A 26,337-nucleotide genomic window follows, 5' to 3' on the forward strand; every position below is an offset into this window, starting at 1 on the left:
ACCGGTTGGGCAACGTACCCATTAGCGGGAAATTAATAAAAAACGAGAAGGTCTCACAAAAGATGCGCAGTATAGGAAGCTACTGCCATAACAAACCAAAAAAAACCATGTACGCAATGCACACAATTTACCGGAGAACGCTGGGAAGCAAAGGTTCACTGGCAGGTTGATGATTAGCAGCCGGCGATACCGGCGTACGTTCAGAGAGATGAGATACGGAATATAACCATGGCCTATTTACTGGATGCCATCGACAAAAAAATTCTGGAAATCCTTCAACAGGATGCCACCATTCCAAATATTGAGCTTGCAGAAAAAGTCTGCCTCTCACCCTCCCCCTGTTCACGGCGGGTTAAAAACCTAAACGAGCAAGGGTTTATAAAACGCGCAGTTACCCTGCTTGAACCGGAAAAGGTTGGGCTACCGGTAAGTGTATTTATCCAGGTTACTCTTAACCACCAAGTGAAAAAAGAGTTACAGGACTTCGAATCAGTTATCGGCCAATGGCCGGAAGTGATGGAGTGCTACCTGATGACCGGTGATTTCGACTACCTGCTGCGAGTTGTTGTACCCAATTTGCAGGCTTACCAGGAATTCCTGGATAAAAAACTCACTGAACTCCCAGGCATCGATCATATTAAAAGCAGCTTCTCTTTAAAGCAGGTACGTTACCGCACTGAGTTGCCCCTGGATCAGTTGTTGGAAAACCAAAGCTGAGCCTTTTTTGACGCCTGCATTCTTGCGGGCGTCTATTCACAATCTTGCCTTTAGCCGTCGCAAAATTGTGCGGGTTGCTTAAGCCAATTAATTGGAACTCTATTAGCAACCCGCCCCCATTAATTATCTAAAAGAATTACTTCTCAGATAAGCTTGATATATCAACTTCAAGACCAGCCAGATGCGTGGCAACTTGATCCGACACCAATGGGCTCACCTCCCCACCTAAGTGTTCTGCCAGGAAGTCTTCTGTTTTTATTAAAAGTGCCAACTTGTTAATGCGCTTGCTAAATCCATGCCCTTCATCTTTTGCCAAGATATACTCAACTTCCAACCCGTTTTCATACATTTTTTTGGCGATTTGATCAGACTCCACCTGGGTAACACGAGGATCATTAGCCCCTTGAACCAGCAGTAAAGGTGCCTTGATTCGATCGGTATAGTTCAACGGAGATCGAGTTTGCATTTCCTCCCGATCACTTTCAATCAAAGGATCTCCAACCGCTTTAAACCAATTGGAAATAAAGGGGCGATAATACTCCGGAAACGATTCAATCAAAGTAATCAAGCTAGAGGGACCAACAAACGATATTGCTGCAGTATATGTATCAGGCGTAAATGTTAGTCCTGACAAAGCCGCATAGCCTCCATATGAGCCCCCCATAATTGCTACTCTATCGCTGTCAGCAATTCCCTGCTCAATCAAGAACTCTACTCCATCGGTCAAGTCATGCTGCATCGCACCTGTTCCCCATTGGCGATTACCCAGAGCGATAAAAGTCTCACCAAAACCCGTGGAGGCACGGAAGTTTGGCTGCAATACCGCATAACCGCGATTCACTAAAAACTGTGCTAGACGCGTCATAAATCCATCGTTGAGCTTCCAGTAATCCCTCGACCAAGGACCGCCATGGGGCAGAACAACCAACGGCAATTGCTTGCTCTTCCCTTTAGGTAAAGTGAGGTATGCCTGAATAGTAATACCATCACGCGCGGTATAGGTTATTGAGCGCTTTTCTGACAAAAATTTAGGGTCCAACTGGGAATCTTTGTCAATTAAACGTACCAGTGACTGGTCTGATTGCTGATATCTATAAAACGCACCAGGATCGATATCGCTGGCAACTTCCAACAACCAAACTCCAGTTTCTTCATCCATGGAAACAACGTCTATTTCCACCCGACGACTAAAGTTACTGGTGATATTTTGCCAGTGCTTTTGGAAATTCTTATCAACAGGATAGTCTTCTCGATAACCATAATAATAGGAAACCAGCTGGAGCTCACCATCCTTATTGAACAGAGTTTTATACACGTCTGACCGTTGATTGGGATCTTGGTGAATGGCTGCTATTTTTCCTGAAGTTAAATCTAACTGTTTTACCCCAGAGGTATCAGCTGCACCAAAGCTTGATTCAAAATACAGACTGCCAATTTCTGAGTTATAGCTCGACAGAGATAGTATTTCTCCCGGCTCCGTCTTTAGTGCCCCCTCCCAGGAGTCGCCTTTACGAACAAATAACTCTTTTGACGTATCAGGATTGGGTCGCACACCAGCAACCGGAACCCCTTCATCATCAATTAAAATTTCGTTAAATCGATGAGTATTTTCCATCAAAAATGTTAGTTCACCCGTCTCAGTATTAAGCTGATAAAATTTCAAATCATTCGGGTCATCATGATTGGCCATTAGCGTCAGTGAATCCCGCTTTTCCGAAGCTTGCCCAAAAACCATGTAATTTGCAGAATCGTTTGGGGTTAATTTTTCGGTGCCAATCAAGTTTAAGCTTTTGCCTTCAACATTCAGGTCCAATCGATAAACCTGGTGTTGCTCATTCCCATCCACATCTTTTAAAACGAATAAACCAAGCCGATGCTTATCCCAGAAAAAAGCATCAACACCATCTGTAAACTCTGTTAGCGCAAATGCATCTTTGCTTGCCCCATCAGCCGACATCACATATATATTTGGCGCTCCATTATGCTGCTGAAGCCAGGCTAACCATTGTCCATCTGATGACAGATTAACGTCCTTGATAGCAGACTCATTAAAGAGGCTCTCGACAGAAATCAACTCCTGCTCGTTAACTTTTGTCGTCCCCTCTTCCTGGGAAGCATTCATACTGCAACCGCTAAATGCAATCGCAATACTCAAGCTGCAGATAGCCTTCTTTATTGAACTGTTACGAATGTGCAACTTCATATGCTTTAACTCCTTGTTAGCTGTCAGTGTCGACTGTTGGAAATACTGTAAAGCAGCTATAAATTATTGTAAAGCAATAATTTATAGCTGCTTTAGATAAAACTCTTATTGCACTATAATGTCGACTCTTTCCAATGGAGCAAACCTGGTGAGCCAGAAGATTCAGGTATTAAGCACTCGCCTGCGCTGGAGTGTATTAATAGTCAGTTTGGCCGCAGCCTGTTGGCTGCTTATCAACTTTTTTCTTTTCGACAAGAATCTTTTCAATAGCAGTAATCTCCTGTTCCAGGAACTGTGGGCAGAAGAAGGAGGCAGGTACAAACCTCTGCTTTTGCTTGGCCAACTACCATTTTTTTTACTTTTTGGGTTATTTACCTACTGGCTATGGCGGCTCTTTGGGCAGTATGCAAAAGGTGACTATTTTGGCAAAAAAAGCGACCGCTGTTATCTGTGGCTAATATGGCTTTACGGAGTATTTATACCATTGCGGGAGTTGGAATCAGTATGGGTTAGCTACCTATCCTATTTGCACGGTAATGAGCTTACATTAATCATTAGGTTTGATATAGGCAGAGTATTTACTCTATTTGTTTTGGTGAGCATTCTTTATGTCTTGCGCGCCGCAAAACAAATTGACCAAGAAAACAAAGAGTTTGTTTAGCATGGCAATTATTGTCAATTTGGACGTTATGCTGGCCAAACGTAAAGTCAGCTCAAAATCACTGGCTGTACAGATTGGAATCACCGAAGCCAACTTATCCCTATTGAAGCGCGGCAAAGTGAAAGGAGTAAGGTTTGATACTTTGGCGGCAATCTGTGAAGCACTTGAGTGCCAGCCTGGCGATATTCTTGAGTTTAAACCAGACGAGTAAGATTATTGCGAGAGCCCATTGGGCTCTCTAACACCAGGTTTAACTTTGTTCAGTAGTAAAGTAAGCCATTCACTTCAAGGTAGAATTCGCGTACTGAGCTAGAATACCTGCCCAGGTCTTCTCAATTTCCGGCAGTAAATCCTGAAACGCAGCTTTTTCTGTTGCAACACGCAAATCATCAACCGCATCTGATGTGCTCCAAACACTCGCACTCTTACGGTCTGTAGCTGTGGCTTCAGAAATACCAAACAGATACTCTGTGCGAACATCGAAGAATGCTGCCGAGACTGTGGTTGTCACCGTTACCTCTTTATTCTTTAAAAACCCCAGGGAGATAACATTGAGCGGAGCAAATTTCTGCTCACCAGCATGGAAAGACGTATCAAAGGTATACACCAGCAAAATATCAGCTTTTAGCCGCGCCGAAGCCTCCCTAAGTGACCGTACTGAGTCTAGATTAGTCGGCAGTAGAATTTTATTAAGCGGCGCTACATTGGATACTGCCGGTAGCTGCGATAAACGAAGAAAATCCCCCTCGGTCTCCACCTCGCGGGTAGTAACAACACTGTAGCGGCCTGTGCCAAAGCTATTGAGTCGGTAAGATTGGTACCCTGGTGCCTGGACTCGTGCAATCGAGATATTTGCAGGGAATGGCGTTGCTGGCTCTTTAGACATCAACTCATTGATATCGGCACCCGCCAGCTTACTCAGATGTACCGAGCCTCCTGGAGTAGTATATGAGGCACAGCCACCCAGAGCGAATAAGGCAGTCAGTAGTAGCACTTTCGTACACATATTCATCGGTTATCCCTTTCGAAATTAGGTGAGATATAACGTTATCATAAGGTAACAGGTGGCTATATACTTACCTGTTAATTCAGGCTAATCCCCAAAACTGCTCTTCCCGCTACTCGCCAAACCCTATGCGCACCGCCTATGCACAAAACTCCAATCGCCCGATTTAAAAGGCTATACACCCAGCACTTTACGAAAAAGCCTGTCAAACTCTGGAAGATCCAATTTTGGCCTTTCCTCTATAGAATTGGCACCAGACCTATCCAGATTTTCCTGTATCCAGCCATCCAGTTTGCCATCAACGGCTATCAAATCACCCTCTTCAAGCTCCTTCTTTTTCAAAATCAAACTGGAAAGAATATCCAGAAGCCACTCATTTCCTGAGGAGAGCAACAATTCGTTGTACATGCAACTAAAGTCCACAGGAGGAATTTTTGTAAGCTCTTTTATATACAGGGCATTAAGCAGTGAACGCAGAACATAAAGTAACTTCTTGACCTTAATCTCTTTAAAGCCTCGATCATCCTCGCGAATAAACCTGGAATAATTATTAAATCCCATGCTGACATAGTGATGAGCTAATGCTCGCGGCTGCCAACATTTTAAAGCCAAATCCTGCAATGACTTCAAAATATCTTCATTTCTAAAATAGACCTTTGGCGAAAATAGCCACTCAATTAAAGTGGGGTTACTTGCCCTCATTAAAGTTAAAGTCTTCTTGATATCCCAGCCGACCAAGTCCAGTTCATCGCCAAGTTTCTTATCAAATGGAACCTCAACAACATCTCTGGGAGTACCTATAGTGAGATATTGCTGAATATCACGTTTGTAGATAAACCTTACATCCCAGTCACTATCAGGGGATTCAAATCCCCATGCGCGGCTTCCTGACTCACAGGCATAGATAATTTCAATATCTCGCTCTACTTCCAGTGATTTCAGGCGGTCCTTTATCAGCGATTCCATATACATCTACCTGCTACGTCAAAACAAATCAACTATACCCGAAAAACTCGTTGATTACCCTTAGGAGACCTATCGGTTTACTCTCATAAGAGAGCCATTAGGGCAGCTGTCTCTCTCTCCTAACAACTGGACTAGAAAATGTTAAGCATAAAGCTCCTATAGGCTATGATAAGCGCTAAGAAGTGGCTCCCAGGAAGCTAGCCCCATGGACAGAAATCCAAAAGACTCTATCTCTGTAAACAACCACTCTATCTCTTATTTCCAGGAGGGACAGGGAGAACCCATTGTTTTTGTACATGGTGCACTGGCCGATGCTCGTATGTGGCAAGAACACTGCAAAATTCTATCAAGTGAATTTAGAGCGATTTCATTCACCCAAAGGCATTTCAGTAACCCGGGTAACCCTTCAGAAGGCCCCTTTGGAATTGATACCCATGCAGCAGACCTGGTAGGGCTGATTGAGGCACTAGATATAGGTCCTGTCCACCTAGTAGGATGGTCCTATGGTGCCGATGTGAGCTTAAATGCTGCTATAAAGGCACCTAAATTAATCAAAAGTCTGTACCTTTATGAGCCTGGATATCCGGGATACATTGAAAACAATGACATGGAAGAGTATCGCCAAGATGCTGAATCTATGTTTGCAGAAATTTTTAAAACAACAGCTGAAGGTGAGCTGGATACTGCCGTTAAGCTACTAATCGACGGCTCTGGGAATCAAGCAGGCTACTTCTCTCAGCAGCCTCTTAAATATCGTGTACAGCAGCTGGATAATGCCTACACCCTACCTCTGCAGCTTAATCAAACTGAACAACCCGCACTGAACCCAACTAGTCTTTCAGGCATATCTATTCCAGTTTCCGTGGCCTACGGCAGCAATACTCGCCAGCTATTTAGAACTGTATCGCTTGCGGCAGGTACATTGATTCCAGATGCTCATCCACAAGAGATAAGCTCAGCAAATCATATGCTGCCTCTGGAAGATCCTGCACACTTCTGCCAACTTGTGAGAGAAAGCATTGCTAATTGCTGTGACCAGCAACCTGTAACTTAATAATAAAGAGCAGGGAAAGAATACCTATAAGGCATGAAAACCGATTGTAGGCTTAGTCTCTCGAGTATTCTTTCCCGCTCAGCAGTTAAAAGCCTCTTATTGCTATTCACTACCAATTAAACGCAGGGGGTGGAAATATCCCCCCCCAAAGAGCTCTAGTCAGCTTTACAAATCCTTGCGTCTGAATACCAAACTCCCGCTTGGCAGCTGGAACCCTCCTCACAGTGTTCATCCGTTTGACAATAGCACTGACCATCGGGATTGCAGCCAGGAGTTAAATAGTTTTCCAAAGGATCAGCCCCACTTACCCGATTCCAAAAGGGGTTGGAAAATATATTGTTTGGGTCCAACTCTTCTTTAACATCCATAAACTGGGACCACTTGGGGAATCGCTCAGCCATGTCCTCAAAAATAGCGACTGAATTCTTACCCCAGTGAGGCCTGGCTCCATACTTCCGGAGGGACATTTGCTCAATTTCCAAATTGACAAAGTAGTTCTTTGGCACAGCTTCACCTCGTTGACGAAGGGTATATTCAATCCCTACAAACGCTGTATCGCGGCCTGCTGTCATCCCTAAATAGCTATCGGAAGCCTTGCCAAAACGGAAATAAATACCATTCAGCGGAAAACAGGTTTTTTCACTATTTGCAATAATCTGGCGGACATCCGCAATCCAGTTGGGCAATTCTTCAAATGGAATCGCGACTTCCTGAAGTGCAATTGGAAGGTTATCCCAGACACATTTGTCTGGCTCTTTACATACGAAATGTTGCATCAGGTCCGCATGTCCAGTGGGCTTAATAAACTTTTTCAGGCCTGAATCAACATCCCTGAAATAGGAACTGGAGCGAGCAGTATGGCGAAGAGAAGCTGCAAAACACTGCAATGCGGCACTATCGGCTTCATGAAGGCTATCAAATATCAGTCCAAATAAATATTCGGAAAAGTCCGATACATCTGCCTGGGCATTGTAAGCATTACCCTTAGTCGACAAAGGTACCTTGTTGTAAGTTGTTACAGTATAGCGCCCTAATCCCGGGAACCAGGCAACATTAGCTGAATGATTATCTCGAGCTAAATCAAGAACAACCTCCTCCAGCTCGTCATCGCTGTGATACCCCTTTACTTTTGCTTGTACCTTATAGCCAGGCTCAACCTCTATGGTCACTTCAACAACTACGCCCAAAACACCTAGGTTTACCCTGGCGGCATTGAGCATCTCACCATTGATTACTCGTAAGTCCCCATTGCCATCAACCAACTTCAATTCGGTGACATAATCAGAGATCATGCTGCTTTTTTGTGTAAAAGTTGAACCGTGAGTACCGCTTCCCAGCATACCGCCTATCGTGAATATGGCCAGCTCTGTCACCATGGGCACACTTAGCTCATGCTCTCGAAGATAGGCGGTCAAATCCCGGAATCTCATACCAGCCTGGACAGTAACCAACAGGTTATCTTTGTCCAGGCTAACGACCTGATCCATATTTTCCAGAGTAATTTGCACCTCTCCATTACCTGCACAGGCCGCATCAATCTGACTATTGAATCGGCGACTCCCTGTCATCACTTTACGGCCTTGATCCGCTGCATCACGTACTATCTGCTGAACTTCATCAATACTGGTCGGATCATGGATAACACCAGGGAAACAATCCTGAGTATCCTGGTAGTTTTTTAATACCTCAGGCACTTCAATTGGTGGCGGTAGCTGTTCTGCAACACTTGTAGCAGCCATGAAAACGCCTGCTACACAAAGAGCTTTTTTACACCACCTCAATAAATGTTTGGATTTGGTTATTATTTCTGCACACATACCTAAACTCCCTTTATTGCATTAACGTAGACTGGATAAATCAACCAAAACGGGGAAGCAGCTCCCCATCGATAATGTCCCGAACATTACTGCTGTGATCAGGCGCTTTACTGCGAAGAAAATCAGCATAATTTGACCGGTAGGCTGATAAAGGGCGACGACTAATGGATGGCACCCACAGTGCATGATTCGTTGTTGCAAATTCCAGTGATCTGTTAGCTAGGATACAAATTGGCCCACCGCTGAGACGTGCCGCATCAAAAATCCAAAACTCTTTACCATTGGAATCGGATGTCGTTGGATATTTGCGTACAACTGCTGCAATCACATAACCGTCGTTCTGGGCCGTGGAGCCCGGGCGGGCCATAAATTGCGGTGTACGCATTACGCAATCTTCTGGGAACTGAAAGGCATCCGCAATTTTCATATTGACGCAGTCCATATGAATCAAGGCAGAGGGACGACTTTCTTCAGGCATATTCCAATAGCCGTAGTGGCGCTCAGGATAATCGCGATATGCCCAGGAAACCCGCATAGATATATGGTCAGGCCTGTAACCCACAGCAGCCCAATAAAGGTGCTCAAAGGTTTCAGGGAACTGGAAGTGCCCACGGTAAGCCGGATCATTCATATCCCAGGAAAGCGCATCATCCCGAATAACCCGGTAATCTTCTTTTATCTCAATAGCTGAATTTGAGTTAACTCGAATCCGGGCACGTACCAAACCTCCAACATCCAGCGGTGCAGCAGGGTATCCGGACAACCACTTGGGTACCAAACCTCCCTTCTGCAGGATTTCAAAGCGGAATAACTGCTCAGATTTATCCATTGCCCCCATATATTGGCCATACAGGGTAATCTCACCCGCATTGTCATCGTAGTTGCAGACAATGTCCGACGTATCAAAGCCGAGCTCCAGGTAATCTGCGATAATAGTATCAGCACCCGGCACCATATCGGCCTTCCGAATAACCCAACACCGGGTCCGGTGTTCTTGAGGCAGAACTATTCGTGTTCCAATAATTCGGGTAGATTCAACTCTCGCTGCAGTTTCAAAGACAATGATATGATTTCGCGTTACGCCAAGAGAGTGTGAGCTTGCAGCAATATAGACGTTGTTACCCTGACGATCCCGAATGTTCCAACTTTCAAATGCACCCTCTCGATCCCAGCGAATTAATCGAATAAATCCTGAGCTACCAGAATCACCAATATTTCCACCATAGTTGATGGTGATACAGTTACCTGTTTCCAGATCAAAGAAAGGGTGACCGGTAGTCCGAACCTGGGGAAATAGCCACTTTTCTGGGGTTAGATTTTCAAGCAGCGGGGGTAAGCTCGATTTCCATTCATCCACTTCTCCAATAGGGGTTACCATCTCTAGAGTTGTAGCATCAAACTCATAGGGCATACCCCCTTCATAACTCATTGCAAAACGGTTATCTCCCATATAGTTGGGGGCCGTATTACAGTAGTTCATAAATCCCAGATTCGGGCTTGAGTATATTGTCCCACCTAACAAATTGAATTTATCAAAACCTGTTAAATCCTGCTCCTGCATTATCGCAGACGCGGTACGTATCATTTTTCGGGTATAGGGAACTTCACTGTTATTGCTCCGCCCAGTAAAGTCGAGCCGGGTCAAAGCTCCCTTTCCATTAGGTGTAAGATGGTTGGACGCCAAAGGAATACCCTCAGCCATAAGAAGATGGCCAATAACATCATCAGGTAAGATTCCCTGTATTACACTGAGTACTCCGGAGGAATCTGATAGATCACCAACCATTATTGACTCTGGGAAACTAGAGCCATCCAAAGCATTACTTGTTCCAGCCTTAGCTGATGCCACTCCCATAAGCGGTGATGCAGACATTACACCTGCAGCCTTCAATAGATCTCGACGCTTCATTTTTTATCCCTAAAAAATACGGCCGACAGCTTAACCTGACCATAAAATTAAATTTTTTAATTAAATAATTGGCGCAACTTACACCCAAAGTAAACCTTTAAGCGAAAACCATTTATTATTTTTTATCAAACCAAACCCCCAGAATTTTAACCTCATAAAATTCACACCATCAACCTATATACCACAATAAAAATAAACCAAACCAGAAAATAAAACCTATTAAAAAGAACAAAAAACAAATACCAGCCAGTCAAGCAAAAAAATATCGATAAGAATTTCGATATCGCCCGAATTAGCCACCACATTATTATCAACAACAGAATTTAAAATAAATATTAATGATCATTGAATCGCACAATATTTAATATATCTGTGAGGCATCTCATATATAAACCCCAACAGGTAGAAAGCTGCACCAATCCACACACCCTGAGAAGTACAGCCTGGAGGTAACGGATATACGAACAATTCTATTAGGCAATGAGTGAATGATTATTCATTGATGTTTAATAGTATTGGTATACAATCTTTCACGCACAACTACCCTAAAATTAATTTAAGGTGACATCAATGTTTAGTCATATTATGGTCGGGGCCAACCATATCGAGGAATCAAAGGTATTTTACGATTCCACTTTTGGAATATTGGGTTACAAACCCGGCACTATTGATGATCGTGGCCGCTGCTTCTATTTTAATGACAACGGTATTTTTGCCATCACCAAACCCATCAATGGGGAGCCCGCAAGCCATGGCAACGGCAGCACTATTGGCTTTACAGTAAACAGTTCTGAAGAGGTTGATGCCTGGCATGCTGCAGGTATTGCCAACGGTGGTACCAGCTGCGAAGAGCCCCCAGGCGTAAGGGATAGCGCCGTAGGCCCAATCTACCTCGCCTACTTACGAGACCCTGCTGGCAATAAGCTCTGCGCACTGTATAGAGCAAGCTAATTAGGGTTCGCAATCAGGCGCCTCCCCTTACAGGGAGGCGCTTTATAAGTGGACTAATAGAGCAATCAGTCCCAGCGGTTGAAAATAACGTGCATGCCGTGATGATCGTCACTCACGAATACGAAATAGCCGGCTCCAGTATGTGCAGTTGCGCACACCTTCGTCCCCTGGGAAGTCTCAGTACACTGCATTTTGTAGGCTTCAATTCCCGAAGTATCGTACTCACACTGACTGTATTGGCTGTCAAGAGTTTGCACTAAATCGCGGCTGCTCCTTGCCAATACATAGCGGTAATCACCAAAGTAGCGATAGTTATAGGCATCCAGGTAATATGCCTGGGAATCAATACCCCCTTCCAGAAGCTCGCTATAGCAGAGTTCAGGTCTGGCCATCCACAGAGTTTCCTGATCATTCGAAGAATGTATTCCTGGCCAGTTCTGTTGATCATGTTGAGAGAGTACTACGTTGGTTGAATCAACATAGTCTTTCACAATGACGTAATCACCTTCATCACTTTCTATTCTGCAAACCGGCGCACCGCCAATAAAATTATCACACTGAACCATATCCAGACTGACTTGAGTTGTCTCCCCGGCACAGTCTTCTGCAAAGCTTTCAGCCCAGTATTGCACAGCCTTAACTGCATACTCTCGAGAGTCTTCTATTTCATAATAGAAGTCTGAAAAGATGCGATAAACCTCGCGATCATTAGTATTACTTGCAGAAGCTGCTACAGAACACTGACTAAACTTAGGCAGTTCAAAAGTCTGTTCTGCTTGAGCGGGAACCGCACCGGCAATAGCAATCGCTGCTGTAAAAGTGGCAAGAGTTTTCATTAGATGTCCTCCGTGAACAATCATCCTAAAAGGGACGCGGATTCTAGCAGAGGAAAAATAACTATCAAAAGCAGTGTAACGATATGAAAGTTCAGGTACAGTCTTCCAAGATTGTGAATATCTGAATAATATTAATTATCGGCATGAGTGAGTTAACTCGATAAAACGTTCTAACTGAAATCCGGCCTCAGTCTTCCCTCCATCTTTACTTTCAAGCGGCCAACCACAATTCACCCGCACACAATCTCCGTAGAGATCAAGCGTGCTGAAATCTGCACCGCCCAACAAGGCTATATTTTCTTCGGAAGCCAACTGACAAAGACTCCAGCTATCCAACCCTGGGATCTGCAACCAAATTACCATTCCTCCATGGGGATCACTGATGCGCGATTCATCGGGCAAGTTTGAACTTAAGTAGTTGCGATAGGATGCGACCTGGAAGGCAAGCTTTTGCCTCAGCCCCTGCACATGACGGGAGTATTGATTGGTACCGATGAAATCGGCTACCGCTAATTGGACGGGCAAGTTCACACCGAAACTTTCGGTAAATCGATAGCGTTCATATTGTTTTCGATACCTTCCTGGTAAGCACCACCCCAGTCGATAGCCCGCGCTCAATGTCTTGGAGATAGAGCCACACCAAAGCACATACCCGCTCCGGTCCCAGTAGCGCACGGGCATGGGCAGACTTCTTTGAAATCCGAGCTCCAAATACACATCATCCTCGACAATTGGAATCCGATATTTACCAGCCAGTGCGGCCAGGTTCTCTTTCTGCTCCGAACTCAGGGACACGCCCGTAGGATTCATATGACTGCTACTAAAAAGACCCGCTTGGACCAATCCCTGCTGCATATAGCGCTCTAGCTGTGCGAGGTCTAAGCCGTTTTCAACAGTCGGTATCTCAACGACTTTTCGTCCCATCAACGCCAACAGATTAAGAAGACCGTTGTAACAAGGAGAACTGATCGCAACCGCATCACCGGGCTTAGTCGTAATGGCAATCGCTGTGCGGACGGCATCCATACAACCATTCGTCACTACTAATTCATTGGCAGAGAAATGCAAATCATAACTGGCAAAGTGTGCGCTAAGCGCACTGCGCAAAAGCGGCTCCCCTGAGGAAACCGGATAGCCATGCATACTGGCGCCAGCCTCTCGGGTTGCCCGCCGCATACTGCGCTCCAGGGAATCTAACGGCAATAGCTCTGGGGATAAAGACGCAACACCCAATGGTCCTGTTCCCAACCCCCGGAAATAGTAATCGTGACTTTCTGGATCTGTTGTTCGGCAGGTGAATGCGGGCATTAAGGGAGGCGGGTTACTGCTGGGAGGAACTGAGGCAAAGAATCCAGATTGCGGTCGAACCTTCGCCCAGCCGAGCTCCTCCAGCAAGTAGTAGGTGCTTTGGGCTGTTGTCAGGCTCACTTCGTTTTGTGCAGCGAACCGCCTGAGGGACGGTAGCTTATGACCGCTTGGTATTCTCCCTGACTGAATATCCTCTATACAGCGTTCGGCAAGCTCTTTATACCGCACCTATCCCCTCTCCGATTCCGTCTCCGCCCAAACTGTATACCTATTTTATACAAAAATTGCATCTGTATACCTTTTTTCATTTCTTGGATAGTTAGCCCCGAGACAAATTGGAGGGGCTGATGCGGTACTCGGATTTATTACTTGGTGTGCTACTAATGGCAATGTGGGGCTTCAACTTCATCGTTATTCAGATGGGAACGGAAGATCTGGACCCACTCCTTCTGGTGGCTTTACGCTTTTCTTTGGCAGCCTTTCCGGCAGTGCTTTTTGTTTCCAGACCGACAGCCAGCTGGAAGTACGTTCTGGCCTACAGCCTGACTTTTGGCTGTGGGGTTTGGGGGATGGCCACCTGGGCAATCTCTATCGGGCTCTCTGCGGGAATGGCCTCACTTCTTTTGCAAGTAAATGTTGCGATTAGCTTACTATTCGGCTGGGTATTCCTGAAAGAAAAGATTATCCCGCAGAAAGCTCTTGGGGCTCTACTTGCCCTGGGAGGGCTGTTACTAAGTTTGATGGTTGAAGATGGCACTGTGCCCCTAATCAGTATTGCACTTATCCTAATAGCGGCTACCAGCTGGAGCATCAGTGGGCTCATTGTAAAAGCCAGCGGCACACAGGAAGTATTTAGCTTTATTGTCTGGGGGCTATTTTTTGCACCGTTACCATTGTTCGCTGCTACCTATATTCAAAATGGTGCGGATATATTTTATGAAATTCATAACAACCTTAGTGGAAAGTTGATTTTCTCCATATTGTTTCAGGCCTACCCAACCACTCTGCTGGGATACTGGTTCTGGAACCGGTTAATCGTTAAGTACCCGCTGTCTACTGTTGCGCCTTTAGGTTTACTCTGCCCCGCTTTTGGACTCTTTTTCAGTTGGTTATTAACTGGCGAATCGATTGGTTCAGAAAAGTTAATGGCCGCTATTATGATTTTCTCTGGGCTGGCACTTGGTATTGTTCATTTTCGCCAGAGCTTTAAGATTCTAAGAAACTCACGGATTTTTGGCATGTTAAACATATCGCGATGAACAAGTATCCAAGTTGAGACTTGCCAGCTTTCAGGCGTAGGAATCTCAATAATGTCTTCAAATTTTGAAGCCAGGATTCTCGGCATGGCGCCAATACCGCAGCCTGAAAGCACTGCCTGGTTAAGAATTTGCTGACTGGAAGCAGTCAGCACAATCTTTTGATCGGGAATATGATTATAAATCCATTCATTCCAGCCAAAGTGTAACGGACGATCACCTAGAGCCAGAAACCTGTGCTCTTGGAGATTACTTTTATCGGGAAGCCCATACTCTTCAATATAGGATTTGTGTGCATAGAAAACGAATTCTGTAGTGAAAAATGGCAGCACGATATTATCGGGTGTCGTTGGTTTCTCGCCGACACGAATCGCAATATCAGCTTCACCGTACTCTAGGTTAAAATTGCGCAGGTCCCCGATTAAATTGACAAGCATCCCTGGGTGCTGGGCCTGGTACTGCCTAATGAGCGGCATCAACAGGTCTACCATTTCGCCGACAGAGGTGATGGTGAGGTTGCCTTGCAAATTCTGCTCTTTGCTTTGTAACCGCGAGGACAACTGAGAAAAATGGCTGTCCGTCACCGCTCCCAGTCGCATAACCTCCAGCCCCGCCTCCGTTGGAATATAGCCTTTGTCATTGCGCTGAAATAGTACAACCCCAAGGCTCTCCTCCAGTACATTAATATGGCGCATCACGGTGGACCTATGAATACCAATCTCCTGGGCCGTTGCACTCAGAGTGCCCAGCTTGGCCAGCTTATAAGCGGTCCTTAACTCAGTCCATTTATCCATTATTTACCTCAAGCCCCCAATGCTCAGCATGTGCAAATATGCACATCAGAGTCTCATAATCACACATTCACAGCATATTCGCTACGCCATAAAATGGATTCAAATGACCTGTACACCCTCTAATGGTTGAAAAATATGGTAATTAAAGCGGAAGTATTGATAGTAGGCGGTGGTTTCGCCGGTGTGTCTGTCGCGCAATCACTGGAAAGACATGGGCTCCATACCATTCTGGTAGACAAAAAAGATTATTTTGAAGTCACTTTTGCCACCTTGCGCAATGTAACCGATCCATCCAGTACCGGGAACCAAGCGCGCAAGTACTATAGAGACTTTTTCTATGGCCGCTTCATTCAGGGAGATGTAATGGAAATGTCTGCGAAATCAGCGCGTTTGGCAGATGGAACAGAGTTACATTTCAACAGTGCCATACTCGCCTCCGGCACCCGATATCCGAGTATGCCAATGGCCAAATCCCTTTGCGCAATGGATATTCAATCCAGAAACCAAGAACTGTTGAACGAGCATCAGCGACTGAAACAAGCAAGGAAAGTCATGGTGATAGGTGGAGGGGTCGTTGGAGTCGAATTGGCGGGAGAGATCGCACACGCTATGCCGAGAACTCAAGTAATTCTGGCACACAATAAAGAGGTCTTATTGGACAACTTCAAGCCTAAAGCACAGATCAAAGCCCAGAGACAATTAGAGAATTTAGGTGTAGAAATTCAGTTTAACAGCCGCTACCAAAATCAGAATGGCCGCTATATAAATCTCAACAATGGCCAAGCCAGCGATGCAGACCTGGTTTTTGAAGCAATTGGTGCGCTGCCCAACAATGATTACCTAAAACCGCACTTAGCGCATATCCTTAATGAGCAGGGATTTGTGAAAGTCGATAACAGACTTCAAGTTATTGACGAACCGAGCTTGTATGCACTCGGAGACATTGCCGATATTGGTGAGGCCAAACTGGGCTACCTCGCCTCTCAGCAAGGTGAATACCTGGCAAAGGCCATCGCTAGAAATAGAAAAGGAAAAAGTATCAAAGGCTATAAACGAAACCCACTAATGGCACTAGTTCCCATTGGCCAGAAGCAAGGATTAGTGCAGCTACCTTTTGCAGTAACAACCTGCAACCACCTTGTGCGGTTGAAGCAGAAAGACCTATTCATTAATAAGGTTTATCGTGAGTTTGGCACTCAGCCAAGTGCCCGGCTCTCTTAGTTCGGGCTAACTATTGTAAGTAGCTATTAATGCAGTTAACGATATGATTCTATTTTAGCCAACTGTATAAATACAAAAAATAAAATCATAAAGTGAGCATTATCAAGGACAAAAACTCACAAGTACTAACCAGGTTTATTACTTTTTTCCCTCACCAGCCAGTAGGAAACTCCCAGAGCGATAGTCACCAGGGCAATACCGACTATTTGCTCCGCGTTAACAAATTTTAAGTCGAGCACAATAACCTTCCGAGCTACAGCCATTAAGGCTGTAGCCAATACCAATTGCACCGGTATCACATTTGTACCCAGGTAGAGTCGGATATTGGTGAAAATTTCAATGGCAATAAGAACGGCAAGAAAGGCCCCAAAAGTCTCGAGGATATCTTCCATTTCCAGCAATAGGAATGGCGTCTCCATTAGCCTTTCATAAAGTACATAGACGACATCCGCAATGGTCCAGAATATGACCAACACCATAAGAATGGCGAGAAATTTAACGGCATATTTTATTGCTCGATGTAATTGGTTGATCAGGGGATCAGCATGATCCTCATGTATCTCGTCATATTTCATGGGCTTCGCCCTGCCGATTGATACCGCACATTGCTTGAGTTCGACTATAGGCGAAATCCCCGTATTCAGCCGAGAGAGCTTCCTTTAGTGAGCGAGTAGTAAGAGGAATCCCGGCAGCATATTCACCGCCGGGATATTGTGAGTCGTTAAGGTAGGCAGGCTGCGTTAGAGAAGAAATACTTTACTTCGTAGTCACTACAATCCTCTGTTGCACAAAAGAAGCGGTAATTAGTGCCGATATCGCCTATATGCATGCTTTCGCCGGTTAAGGAATAATCCAACTTCGTATCAACAACCCTTGCCTCAATACCAGCAACATCACTGACAGCACAGCTATTGCTTATATTTCCCGCCGACTTGTGTTCGTTAAAGCTCTCATAATCAATGCCACCTGAGGAGGGATCATCCAGGTCCAGCCACTCGGTTGCGTAGTACCCTGGATTTACCAAGCTGTTGGACAACTTGTGCACACCCAAAGCATTGATTTCATCACCGTGGCGCCCGTGGAAAGCAAAAATTTGCTGGGATGAAGTGGAAGAATAAGTTGTACAAGTCCCCTGCTGAGTGCCTCCGGAAATAGATGAGCCATTGCTCGACGTCAATTTAAGGTAGTAAACACTACCTGTTTCATGCTTTTCATCGTCGACACAAATTTTAACGTCATCCAAATACTCGCTGCTGGCGGAGTTGAAACTCAGTACACTCCCCATCGAGCCCCCATCTCCATCACCATATTCAATACAGTATTCATGATCACTGGCTGTGGCATGGCTTAGGGATTGCTTAAATTCATAGCAAGCTTTAAAACCATCAATTCGGCCACCGGAACGAATCTGGACAGATTTCAGATTCATAGTACCGCTGCCGAGTAGCTTACGTTTTACCAGGTCGATTGAATCAAACGCATCACCTCCGGTACCACCCACAACATCTTTTTTGATATAACCAAAATCCGAGTAGCTGTCTTGGTTGGCGATCCAGAACCCATCAAATGGTTCGTAGTAATTCACCCACACCGAGGTAGTTACACCTTCCGAATTCCTCTTGGCATAGAGAGCGGCATTTTCCAAAGCGTTATAAGGCATTCCATAGCGATAGCCATCGGCTTCACAGGCGGAATAACCTTCACTCCAGGCTCCCGATGCACTGCTGATGTGCCAGTTTCGCTCATCGTCTACACAGGCAAACACTCGCTCCGTACTACAGCTATAGTCGCGAATTTCACCGTCATTACTTAACCAGGCGCAACTATTGTTACCACTGGGAGAGTCATTCCGCCAAGACCACGTAAAATCTTCAATCTGGGGTGCCTTAGAAGCACCTATAGTGGTCGCATTGGCCTCCACCAGCGCCAACTCAAGCATGTTATACCCAGATACTGCTTTCTCCAGGATCTCACTGCCGGAATACTTGATGTCATCCTTGCTATATTCGGTTGTTGCATCCAAGGCGACACTTAAATTCCCATTGTTGTAGTGGCTGGTTGCGCTGGCATTACCGTCGATATCTGCTGTTAACTGGCTGGAATTTTGTGCAAGTGGCTCATTGGAAGTGAGGTTTCCAGATGCATCCATCTCATCCACACCGATCCAGACATTGCGTCTGAATTTCGATGTGTTTGACTCGTCATGGTAATCACACAGATTGTTATCACCAGTGTGCGGATACTCTCTGGGCACCTGAATAAATAGGATAACGTTGCGTCCCGCATCCAACACATCCTGTTTAGTCAGTGTTTGCGCCGGCAGGGAGGCGCAATCATCTTCTGTATAGCCCCAGTCGGTAGGCTTAAATACCAGATCCCCCAACCTGCTTTCAATTTTCTCACCAATCTTATTGCGGAAGTTCTGGTGGTAATCAGAATCGTAAGCCTCAAACTTTAGGAATATGACTTCATCGTTATTATCTTCAAGAAAATCCTTAATTTCATCCAGCCCATCCCCCAGCGTTGCAGCTGTACCAAACATATATATACACATAGTGGCCTCTTCCAGGCCCATATGACACAGGTGCGGTGTTGAACTGAAATTGGAAGCGGGGTAAGTATCATATTCGACCAGACGTATTCCCCGACTGAATAATTTCTCCGGCGCGTACCACTGGTTTACATCGGTATATACACCCTGATCCCACTGATAGGATGCATAGGCATTATGCGCTCCCGCCCACAAGGTCTTTGATAAGGGAGCCTTTGTATCAATCTGCCCCTGTAAATCCAGGCGCTTCACTTTATCATCGCTAGCATCAATTTCGCCGACAACAGACATCGAAAAACTCAAAAGCAAACTTGATACCAAACCAATTGTTTTATGCATTATTCTTTTCCTGATAAGTATCTTGATAGTTACCGCTAAAATAAAAATCCCAGTAAGTATTTCCCCTCAGTTGAATTGACCAATTGGAACAAGCGTACACGCCTGTCGCGAACCGCTAAATTACAACAGTACTGGCTGGTCAATTTTAGTCATTTACCCTACTTTACATTTTCATAATTTGCGCACTTTTCAGTACTGACAAACATCCATCTCCGAATTAAACATTCATAAAACTATCTGCTAGCGGGGGGGCGCAAAATAGTAGCTACAGAGCATGACCAATCAGTTACGAGCTTAAGGTAGTTATGTAAACATCTGCCCATTTGTAACAGGGCCAACATAAATGACAGACCAAATGTCCCTCCAGTATTTAGGGTTCAATCACAACCTTGGAAGTAATATCACGCACGTTAAATCTTCTGGTTTAGGAGCAGAGTTTGGGCATCTAATTCATCTTTTCAGATTATTGATAGTTTCAAAATATAATTGGGACAAACCTTAATAGAGTCGGCATCACACTCTTCAGCTAACATCGATAAAAAAATAGACGACAAGAAATCTTCTCCTTAAGGCGTAGAGTTGATTTAAAGCTAAGCCGGATTCAGGATATAAGAAGAGTACAACTTAGATATTTATACTTACCAAACAATGAATTGAGCACCCAAGGAGTGGTAGGCTTATTGAAATATTACATTCATAGAACAAATAGAAACTTATAATTTCCGCCCCAGGAAAGCAGCCTTATCAAGGAGAGAGAATGAAAAGCAAGGCACTTATCATACTGAGTAGTATTCTTATCGCCTCATGTGGATCTATGCGACCGCAAAATGCAAGCAATTATCAGCAAGACCTGATCACCCCAGAAGAAACAGATAACTTTGTACTCACCGAAAGCAGCACCTTCGATGAACCCATGCTGGGAATTGCCCTAAAGTACGATAATAAGCAGTATCCTACCGATATTATCAATGTCTATGTATACCCTATCGATAGCATCACATGGGAAAATACAGATGAAATCATCTCCACTGAAATGGGCGATATTATAGATGAAGTTGACTTTGCTATAGAGCAAGGGCATTACAAGTCAAGATCACCAGAGACTATTGAAAACTTCAGCTTTAAAATCGGTGAAAAGCTATATTCTGGAAAAAAGTCATCTTTCACACTTACCAACAGAAACGATGCTGAATACTTCTCAAATAGCTATGTATTTGTCGATAAGGATAAATATATAAAGTTCAGAACCAGCTTCGACAGCAGAGCGACCGTAGAATGGAATGGCGACTCAGCAGTGAAAGAAATACTGCCTGAAATAGTTGTTCCCGACGAGTCTGCGTACATGAAGAACCTGAGAGCTGAACACCAAAAAGAAATCACCAAGAATCTGATAAAATCACTATTCCAAGCTTCTCAAGAATCACAACCTAACACAGAGTAATTTCTCAACTAACTTAATAGCAATTGCGACAAATCCGACTCTGTAAGAGCTGATGGCTACTAGGTGCCGCTTAGCACCAGAGAATTGCAAGCGGCACGCTTTAACTGAAGTCTCCTGTACTTCAACGGCATGAAAGCACACTTCTTCCCCCATTGGCAGGAGATTAGCCCTAGACATCTCCAATTCAGATTTTTAAACAAATCTCACTAAAACCCACTCCAACTGGCGAATAAATTTCTCAGGTGGTTGAGATAATACTGGCACTTCGGCGTCTATGATTAAGGAGGCACTAAGGAAAGGAAATTCGAATCATGAGCAAAATCCTGCCTCCAATTCTTGCTCTTCTGCTCGCCGCATTTGTTTTAGGCGCGCAAGCCAACAACTATGTCAGTAAGGATAGTCAAGCCACTTCGCCTCTCGGATGTATCAGTGCCACATCAGTACAATCTACCCATTCACCGACAGATATTACTTCTGCCGCCAAAACATGTACCGAACAATCCAAATTTGATGAGGCAGCTGAGCTGTTAATGGTTGCCAGTGCCTTTGCTTATTTCGACACACAGAGGGTTAGCGACAAAACCGGGCACAATGTATTAAGAGTGATTTTCAATAAAAAATTTAATTCGATGCCAGAGGGAGATCGAAAAAAGCTATTCTCCAGCATTAACTCTCTTGATCAGGGCGGCGCAAGGAAGCTGGAAGTTTGTAACTATTTGACAGCCGCAAAGCCGCCATCCTATATACCAAGCTATATGATTTCCCATGGGTTAAGAAAATTTACAGGCGTTACTGAAGCCCCCCTGATCAAAGATTTTGACGCCGATAAAAGCTGGTTAAACTCAATGGTGTTTGTCAAATGCCGCAGTTAATCGGTATCTTGTTGCATAGAGAAGAAATACCTATATCAGGCTCACCTTTGGGCTGAATATAAGCATCTAAGGCAGTAAAGATTCCCACGACTTAAATACTAGCCATCTAGATGGCCTCAAGCATATTCGGCCACCGCAAGTCTGGTATTTCCCTGATGCTTAGCTAAATCGCCACTTCATGAGCTCCCTTTGCCACTATTTACCAAGCATAAAGTTTCAGGCATTATTTTCCCATAGTCGAAATTTTCTCTAATCAGATTAATAGGGAAGAACTGTGAAAGAAAACGGAATGCTCTTTTTATTTTGTGGAAAGATGGGCGCAGGAAAAAGTACAAAAGCTGCGGAGATAGCACAAACTACAGGAGCTATTCTTATTTCCGAAGATGAGTGGCTGTCTAATTTATATCCCCATGAGATCTGCTCACTCTCCACTTACATAGAGTATTCTGCAAGATTAAAACCAATGATCAAGTCACATACTCAGGATATCTTGAGGAGTGGCATCTCGGTAGTACTGGATTTTCCCGGCAATACAAGAAAACAAAGATCTTGGTTCAAAGAGATATTTCTGGATAACCTCTTTCCCCATCAATTAATCTATCTTAAAGCCGATGATAAATTATGTTTACAGCAAATTGCCCAAAGGCAAAAATCACATCCAGAACGAGCCGCCTTTGATACCCCTGAGACCTTCAAACAAGTTAATAAGTACTTTGAAGAACCTTGCCAGTCAGAGGGATTCAATATTGAGGTAGTCCATCAGGGAGGCATTTAAACGTACCCACTCCCTCTAATAATTGGGAGTAACCTCTACTGGACTCTCTTTCCGTTTGCGCTATCTCCTCCAGTGTTGGAGAAACTAAAGGAAGCCTAAGTCTCGATGCTGGCTCAGTATTTTGACTCCCTGTGAACCCGCTATTCGACTAGCCGGTTCCAAGCGGATTCAGAAAGGCCCGACTGAGACTGATGTACCTTTGCTTTGCTCTATATTTCGATTATTATAGAAATATAGAAATTTGGAGGTAACTCATGATGCTACCGAACCACACCCCCATCAATATTCTTAATCGCCTGGTGGACTCCCCTCCCAATGGTGACCCTACCAGGATTCTGGTGTTGTACGGATCCCTGAGACCCAACTCCTTTTCGCGTCTATTGGCCAACCAGGTTGTTGAAATATTGCAGCATTTTGGTGCTGAGGTTCGCTTGTTTGACCCTGTCGACCTCCCTCTTTACGACGGCACCAGCCAGGATCACCCCAAGGTGCAGCAACTGCGCGAGTGGTCTGCCTGGAGCCAGGGTCAAGTGTGGATTAGCCCGGAAATACACGGAAATGTCTCTGCCGTTTTCAAGAATCAGATCGACTGGCTACCACTGGACCAATCTGCGAGCCGGGCAACCCAGGGAAAAACCCTGGCGGTCATGCAGATTTCCGGTGGCTCACAGTCATTCAATACCGTCAACAATTTGAGGGTTCTCGGCCGCTGGATGCGCATGTTTACGATTCCCAACCAATCCTCTATTGCCAAGGCCTGGCAGGAATTCGATGAACAAGGACACCTCAAAGATTCCCCATTCCGGGACCGGGTGATTGACGTTCTGGAAGAGCTGGTAAAAACCACCATTTTGTTGCGTGGACAGGGCAACTATCTGACCGAGCGGTACAGCGAGAACAAATCAGAGTTGCAGTCAGCTTCGACAACATCTATTCAGACCTTGGTGGCTGAAAGCGGTGTCGCAGAACCCAGCTAAAAGTATTGGCATTTCGCTGCCGAAGGTCCACATTTAGCAAAGGTCCATATCTAGCTATGGACCACTAGCTGATAGGAACTCCGATAAGGATCTCGTCAATGAGCTTTTCCCTGGACCCGGACTTTTCAAGCGCCCTTGGCAAGTTTGGCGACTTGCTGGATACCTTGGCAGAAGCGCCTATTGGGGATGTGGATACTCGCCGTAAGAATGGAGCCGTGGTCACTCAAGCACTATTTCAGGGTCGCAGTTTTCCATCAGATGTGTCTTTTCGGGACTTTACCCTAAAGAGTTCAGACCAAGAGGAGATCCAGTTACGCTGGTACCAAAAGGAGAATAGCAAGCCAGGCTCCGCCATTCTCTACATTCATGGCGGTGGGCTCATCTGCCACGATATCTCACGGTACGACTTGGTCATCGCCAAATATGTAGCTGCCAGCGGCGTGCCATTTTTATCAGTAAATTACCGAAAGGCTCCGGAGTTCCCCTACCCTATACCGATTGATGATTGCTATCGGGCATTCATTTGGCTAGTACAGCACTCACAGGAACTCTCCATAGACCCCACGCGAATTGGCATCATGGGAGATAGTGCCGGAGGGGGTCTGGCTGCAGCCCTGACAATTGTCGCTCGCGACAAAAAAGGCCCGTCCCTGGCACGGCAGATATTGTTATACCCAATGCTGGACGACAGGACGGTTACTCCCGATCCTGAGTTATTGCCATTTATTATCTGGACCTATGAAGATAATCTCACCGGCTGGACCGCTTACCTGGGTAATCAAGTGGGCAGCACTGCGGTCAGTCCTCATGCAGCCCCTGCCCGCCTGCAAGATGCCAAGGGTCTACCGCCAGCATTTATCGATGTTGGCGAACTAGATATTTTTCGCGATGAGGACATGCAATTCGCCCAATTACTCACCGATGCCGGTGTTAGTACAGAGCTCCATGTTCGACCTGGCGTGATTCACTCTTGGGAGCTATTCGCCCCGGACATTCCCGTCTCACAGCGCGCTCTTGCAGATCGAGTGAGAGTCATCCAGGAAATCTAAGCGAGCACGGTACACCCGACTATGGAACAGCAAAAACAGAGACTATTTGATAGTCACTTCCACATCATAAATCCCAAGTTCCCCCTATTCCCAAATCACGGCTACTTGCCGCCAACATTCACCGTGGATGACTATCAACTCAAGTTACAAAACTACCAGCTAGTGGGGGGCGCAGTAGTTTCCGGCTCATTCCAAAAACAGGATCAAACCTACCTTATTGATGCCCTGGAAAAGCTGGGCAAAAACTATGTTGGGGTCACACAGCTATCCGCCGGCACTCCCGACAACACCATTTTGTCACTCCACAAGCATGGAGTCAGAGCCCTGCGCTTTAATTTGGTACGGGGTGGCTCGGAACAGATCGGTTTTATCGATACCCTTGCCCAGCGAGTTTTTGACTTGGCAGGCTGGCATGTCGAACTATACGTTGAAGCCTCTGCATTAACCCCTCTCTATAGTAAATTGATCGCGTTACCAGCCGCCTCTATCGATCACATGGGAATCACTAAGCAGGGTTTTCCCACCTTGCTCAAACTGGCAGAAAAAGGGGTAAAGGTAAAAGCGAGCGGCTTTGGCCGCCTGGATTTCGACCCCGCAGCGGCAATTGTCGACCTCTATCAGGCCAACCCACATTGCCTGATGTTTGGCTCCGATCTTCCCTCTACCAGGGCACCTCGCCCCTTCAAACCTGAAGATATTTTGTTAATTCGCGACACCCTCGATGAAGCACAAGCAGAAAATGTCCTGGTAAAAAATGCCTATCAATTTTATTTAAAAAAATAATGGAATGAGGGGGCAGTATCAGGAACTGAGTTCTTCTTCTGCTGTCACTCACTACGCTGTATTTTCTAAAAGCGCAGGATATGCCTAAATTCGTGCACTTCTCTATACCCACTCAATTCATGCTACAGCAGTGTAATCTCGGGTCATCGATCATCTTTATAAATCACTGGCAATTAAAACATGCGAATTGTAGGATGCGCCGAATATTTCAGGCCACAGGGAACCTGGAAGATACAGTGCAGGAGGTTGTAGTGAAAGGACTGGTAACGGTTATTTTTTCCCTATTTGTGCTATCTGGATGTACCGGTATTGGCACAAAACCCCTGGGAGAAAAAGAGGTAGCGTTAGGCGTGGATACTGAGCAATCCATTAAAGAGAAGCTCGGTAAGCCTTATGAAAAAGGCATGTTTGTAAAAAACAACCAACAAATTTTAACACTCGCTTATGCTTACCCCACTACTGGCAAAAAGGCGGTTAGCGAAAATATTAGCGGCACCCGTAACCAGGGTTTCTACTTTTATAACGATAAATTAGTTGGGCAGGATTTTGTCAGCTCTCTCGCTGAAGATTCCACCGATTTTGATGAGTCAAAAGTACCACTTATCAGCGAAGGCCAAACCAGTATTCTCGAAGCTCTGGATTTATTGGGCAAACCCTCCGGCGAATATCAGTACCCACTGATCAGCAATAAATCCGAGAAAGCCAAAGTGTATATGTATAGCCAAACCAATAAGGCTATTTTCCAACCGGTCTCTTATCAAAAAGTATTGATTCTCAGTTACAATACTGATGGCATCATCACGAACGTGAATTTTGCAGAGTTAGGCAATAGAAATTTAAGCGAGCAATAA

At 45.1% G+C, this 26,337-nt stretch carries 24 protein-coding genes; 14 read left to right on the forward strand and 10 right to left on the reverse strand.

Annotated features, from left to right (window positions below; all coding sequences use genetic code 11):
* Window positions 1-228: 228 nt before the first annotated feature.
* Entirely contained in the window at window positions 229-717 is a 489-nt protein-coding gene (locus tag ACJJI3_RS07715) for an Lrp/AsnC family transcriptional regulator (protein ID WP_413665315.1), read from the forward strand.
* A 136-nt stretch (window positions 718-853) separates the two neighbouring features.
* On the opposite strand, the gene ACJJI3_RS07720 is transcribed toward ACJJI3_RS07715, so the two are convergent.
* Window positions 854-2,920, reverse strand: a complete 2,067-nt coding sequence (locus tag ACJJI3_RS07720; protein ID WP_444942051.1) for a S9 family peptidase — start codon at window positions 2,918-2,920, stop codon at window positions 854-856.
* Between the two features lie 208 nt (window positions 2,921-3,128).
* Here ACJJI3_RS07720 and ACJJI3_RS07725 point away from each other — a divergent pair, with 208 nt between their 5' ends.
* Entirely contained in the window at window positions 3,129-3,581 is a 453-nt protein-coding gene (locus ACJJI3_RS07725; protein ID WP_444942052.1) for a hypothetical protein, read from the forward strand.
* A gap of 1 nt (window position 3,582) precedes the next feature.
* Window positions 3,583-3,792 (forward strand): helix-turn-helix domain-containing protein, encoded by a 210-nt coding sequence (locus tag ACJJI3_RS07730; RefSeq protein WP_444942053.1) that lies wholly within the window; start codon window positions 3,583-3,585, stop codon window positions 3,790-3,792.
* Between the two features lie 69 nt (window positions 3,793-3,861).
* Here ACJJI3_RS07730 and ACJJI3_RS07735 read toward each other — a convergent pair whose 3' ends face one another.
* Both ACJJI3_RS07735 and ACJJI3_RS07740 read right to left on the reverse strand, forming a co-directional pair.
* Window positions 3,862-4,593: a hypothetical protein gene (locus ACJJI3_RS07735; RefSeq protein WP_444942054.1), complete on the reverse strand. Its 732-nt coding sequence runs from the start codon at window positions 4,591-4,593 to the stop codon at window positions 3,862-3,864.
* Window positions 4,594-4,761: 168 nt separating this feature from the next.
* The gene (locus tag ACJJI3_RS07740; protein ID WP_444942055.1) at window positions 4,762-5,553 is read right to left on the reverse strand and encodes a nucleotidyltransferase domain-containing protein; all 792 of its coding nucleotides are present in this window, start codon (window positions 5,551-5,553) and stop codon (window positions 4,762-4,764) included.
* A gap of 205 nt (window positions 5,554-5,758) precedes the next feature.
* Between ACJJI3_RS07740 and ACJJI3_RS07745 the strand changes: the two genes are divergently transcribed.
* The gene (locus tag ACJJI3_RS07745) at window positions 5,759-6,607 is read left to right on the forward strand and encodes an alpha/beta fold hydrolase (protein WP_444942056.1); all 849 of its coding nucleotides are present in this window, start codon (window positions 5,759-5,761) and stop codon (window positions 6,605-6,607) included.
* 155 nt (window positions 6,608-6,762) lie between these two features.
* On the opposite strand, the gene ACJJI3_RS07750 is transcribed toward ACJJI3_RS07745, so the two are convergent.
* A complete protein-coding gene (locus tag ACJJI3_RS07750) occupies window positions 6,763-8,346 on the reverse strand; it encodes a D-arabinono-1,4-lactone oxidase (protein ID WP_444942057.1) in 1,584 nt (527 codons plus the stop codon).
* A 118-nt stretch (window positions 8,347-8,464) separates the two neighbouring features.
* The gene (locus ACJJI3_RS07755) at window positions 8,465-10,333 is read right to left on the reverse strand and encodes a carotenoid oxygenase family protein (RefSeq protein WP_444942058.1); all 1,869 of its coding nucleotides are present in this window, start codon (window positions 10,331-10,333) and stop codon (window positions 8,465-8,467) included.
* A 570-nt stretch (window positions 10,334-10,903) separates the two neighbouring features.
* Here ACJJI3_RS07755 and ACJJI3_RS07760 point away from each other — a divergent pair.
* A complete protein-coding gene (locus tag ACJJI3_RS07760; protein WP_444942059.1) occupies window positions 10,904-11,284 on the forward strand; it encodes a VOC family protein in 381 nt (126 codons plus the stop codon).
* A 65-nt stretch (window positions 11,285-11,349) separates the two neighbouring features.
* On the opposite strand, the gene ACJJI3_RS07765 is transcribed toward ACJJI3_RS07760, so the two are convergent.
* Window positions 11,350-12,120 (reverse strand): hypothetical protein, encoded by a 771-nt coding sequence (locus tag ACJJI3_RS07765; RefSeq protein ID WP_444942060.1) that lies wholly within the window; start codon window positions 12,118-12,120, stop codon window positions 11,350-11,352.
* A gap of 135 nt (window positions 12,121-12,255) precedes the next feature.
* Entirely contained in the window at window positions 12,256-13,656 is a 1,401-nt protein-coding gene (locus ACJJI3_RS07770) for an aminotransferase-like domain-containing protein (RefSeq protein WP_444942061.1), read from the reverse strand.
* Between the two features lie 119 nt (window positions 13,657-13,775).
* Here ACJJI3_RS07770 and ACJJI3_RS07775 point away from each other — a divergent pair, with 119 nt between their 5' ends.
* Entirely contained in the window at window positions 13,776-14,687 is a 912-nt protein-coding gene (locus tag ACJJI3_RS07775) for an EamA family transporter (protein WP_444942062.1), read from the forward strand.
* Here the strand turns inward: ACJJI3_RS07775 and ACJJI3_RS07780 are convergent.
* The gene (locus ACJJI3_RS07780; protein ID WP_444942063.1) at window positions 14,618-15,478 is read right to left on the reverse strand and encodes a LysR family transcriptional regulator; all 861 of its coding nucleotides are present in this window, start codon (window positions 15,476-15,478) and stop codon (window positions 14,618-14,620) included. The two genes, ACJJI3_RS07775 and ACJJI3_RS07780, sit on opposite strands and share 70 nt — an antisense overlap.
* Before the next feature lie 135 nt (window positions 15,479-15,613).
* Between ACJJI3_RS07780 and ACJJI3_RS07785 the strand changes: the two genes are divergently transcribed.
* Window positions 15,614-16,699 (forward strand): NAD(P)/FAD-dependent oxidoreductase, encoded by a 1,086-nt coding sequence (locus ACJJI3_RS07785; protein WP_444942064.1) that lies wholly within the window; start codon window positions 15,614-15,616, stop codon window positions 16,697-16,699.
* A gap of 125 nt (window positions 16,700-16,824) precedes the next feature.
* Here the strand turns inward: ACJJI3_RS07785 and ACJJI3_RS07790 are convergent, their stop codons facing one another.
* Window positions 16,825-17,274 (reverse strand): phosphate-starvation-inducible PsiE family protein, encoded by a 450-nt coding sequence (locus ACJJI3_RS07790; protein ID WP_444942065.1) that lies wholly within the window; start codon window positions 17,272-17,274, stop codon window positions 16,825-16,827.
* 146 nt (window positions 17,275-17,420) lie between these two features.
* Window positions 17,421-19,589 (reverse strand): jacalin-like lectin, encoded by a 2,169-nt coding sequence (locus ACJJI3_RS07795; protein WP_413665303.1) that lies wholly within the window; start codon window positions 19,587-19,589, stop codon window positions 17,421-17,423.
* Window positions 19,590-20,346: 757 nt separating this feature from the next.
* Here ACJJI3_RS07795 and ACJJI3_RS07800 point away from each other — a divergent pair.
* The 7 genes from ACJJI3_RS07800 to ACJJI3_RS07830 all read left to right on the forward strand — a co-directional run bounded on the left by ACJJI3_RS07800 (window position 20,347) and on the right by ACJJI3_RS07830 (window position 26,337).
* Entirely contained in the window at window positions 20,347-21,030 is a 684-nt protein-coding gene (locus tag ACJJI3_RS07800) for a hypothetical protein (RefSeq protein WP_444932829.1), read from the forward strand.
* Between the two features lie 311 nt (window positions 21,031-21,341).
* Window positions 21,342-21,902 carry a hypothetical protein gene (locus ACJJI3_RS07805; protein WP_444942066.1) on the forward strand — a complete coding sequence of 187 codons (561 nt, stop codon included), beginning with the start codon at window positions 21,342-21,344 and terminating at the stop codon, window positions 21,900-21,902.
* 274 nt (window positions 21,903-22,176) lie between these two features.
* Window positions 22,177-22,677, forward strand: coding sequence for a P-loop nucleotide/nucleoside kinase family protein (locus tag ACJJI3_RS07810; protein WP_444942067.1), 501 nt, complete (start codon window positions 22,177-22,179; stop codon window positions 22,675-22,677).
* A 254-nt stretch (window positions 22,678-22,931) separates the two neighbouring features.
* On the forward strand, window positions 22,932-23,654 hold the full coding sequence (gene arsH / locus ACJJI3_RS07815; protein WP_444942068.1) for an arsenical resistance protein ArsH: 723 nt from the start codon (window positions 22,932-22,934) through the stop codon (window positions 23,652-23,654).
* 98 nt (window positions 23,655-23,752) lie between these two features.
* Window positions 23,753-24,703, forward strand: a complete 951-nt coding sequence (locus ACJJI3_RS07820) for an alpha/beta hydrolase (protein ID WP_444942069.1) — start codon at window positions 23,753-23,755, stop codon at window positions 24,701-24,703.
* 21 nt (window positions 24,704-24,724) lie between these two features.
* Window positions 24,725-25,486: an amidohydrolase family protein gene (locus tag ACJJI3_RS07825; protein WP_444942070.1), complete on the forward strand. Its 762-nt coding sequence runs from the start codon at window positions 24,725-24,727 to the stop codon at window positions 25,484-25,486.
* A gap of 194 nt (window positions 25,487-25,680) precedes the next feature.
* A complete protein-coding gene (locus ACJJI3_RS07830) occupies window positions 25,681-26,337 on the forward strand; it encodes a hypothetical protein (protein ID WP_413665296.1) in 657 nt (218 codons plus the stop codon).

The organism is Microbulbifer maximicatervae (SeqCode) (assembly GCF_052466985.1).